At 39.4% G+C, this 1,511-nt stretch carries 1 protein-coding gene; it reads right to left on the bottom strand.

Features of this window, described 5'->3' with window-relative positions; translation table 11 throughout:
- Positions 1–363: 363 nt before the first annotated feature.
- Positions 364–873, bottom strand: coding sequence for a hypothetical protein (locus tag OPS28_RS00005; protein ID WP_265607352.1), 510 nt, complete (start codon positions 871–873; stop codon positions 364–366).
- Positions 874–1,511: the final 638 nt, after the last annotated feature.

Here is a 1,511-nt window from a genome sequence, read left to right as displayed (position 1 = left end):
CTTTTTTTGCTCATTCTCTCCTAACACTGAGCAGTTGCCGGACCTTGTGTCCGGCTTTTTAATTTTATCGTAAACCACCTCTATACCGGCTCACGACTTCTTCCTCTTCTATAGTGCAACGCGCTAGATAACTTAATCGTCTCCGCTTCTTGGTGATTTTCCACAGGGTTTAATATACGTATAAGTTAGCTTTGCCCTTAACCCATTTATTCACCACTGTCCTGGCGAGTAACCTGTTTACTAATCCAATAGCTATAGAGTAGAGGGGTGCTGTAAATGGGCATATTCTATATACTCGAAAGGTCAACTCGTCAGCGTTGCAGCGTATTGCTGCTATCTTCTCTGCACGACCCACCACACCTGTCATCTTGTTGTTAACGTACTGGTTTGGCGTAGCTGTAGTGCTTTTTCGCTTACTCTGACCCATCTACATAAATAGAGAACAATAATCTTAGTCACACCACTTATGGTCGCCAGGAAGAGTAATGGCCAACCGTTTTTCACTCCCAAGCTCAATGCAAACGCCACTGACGAAAAGTCCATTAACAAAATATAAAAGCTCATTTTTTTATCTAATGCACCAATTTCCCCTGTAAGAATGATATTCATTATTTGAGAGTAGTAACCGTATGCTAAAGAGAGTGCAATAATGACTACCAAGGTTGATATCACTACTTTTCCTTCATCCTGATAGGTATGATCACTTAAACCAAAAACGTCTGCTGCAACAAGTGAAATCAATACCACGCTTAAGACGATAGATTGGGTTAATGCGCGTCTATCCAGCCATATCTCGTAGATAATAGCGGCGACTAGTAGACACGCAATAAGCCTGGGCCAAACCATGAAGTGGTTAACAGGTTCTATGGCCATCCCATACACAAAAAATGAATAATAAGCTAAAAAACTGACTGTAAACATCTTTAGGGAAAGTGATTGGGTGGAAGGCAACCTTCCTGTTTTCCTTCGCTTCCATATGGTAACTAACTGGGAAAAGACTCCCAGTAGGCTAAAGCAAATAAAAAATGTATTGATCATTCCATAAATATTGATAAAAATTACCTCGACCCTGACCTTTGTCGACAATCTACAATACAGCCAAACTTAAACTTAATTACCAGCCTGAATTTTCAATATATTATCGACATCAAACATTATAAGTGTTGTTTAGCGATTAGAGAGTGTGACACAGGTAAAAAAGCCAAATTTAGGCGATATCTTGGAATAAGAGGCTTCATACAAGCTCGAGTCCTCTTAGGGTTATTGCCTATTATCAGTGGCTTAATCGATTTATGTCGGTCCACTTTCACAACCTCATCAAAACGCGTCGGAAAGTTGCCATAAAACCGACAATTTTTTGACCACCCATCCAAATCGTTCCTTATATATTCTCGCCTAGAGACAAGTTGAGCGGGAAAACAAACACTTAGCCGCTTTTTTTAAAATAATCGGATTTTTTTACATTTTTTGTTCAAGGATTTTTTTCCTTCGACGATACAGTATTTGAAAGA

This window comes from Alteromonas sp. ASW11-130 (assembly GCF_026183735.1).
Lineage (GTDB): Bacteria > Pseudomonadota > Gammaproteobacteria > Enterobacterales > Alteromonadaceae > Alteromonas.
This window is presented reverse-complemented; position numbering and strand designations above follow the sequence as displayed.

Bases quoted from the DNA above. Each gene is read 5' to 3' on its own strand.
- OPS28_RS00005 (WP_265607352.1), bottom strand. From the start codon at position 873: ATGGCCATAGAACCTGTTAACCACTTCATGGTTTGGCCCAGGCTTATT.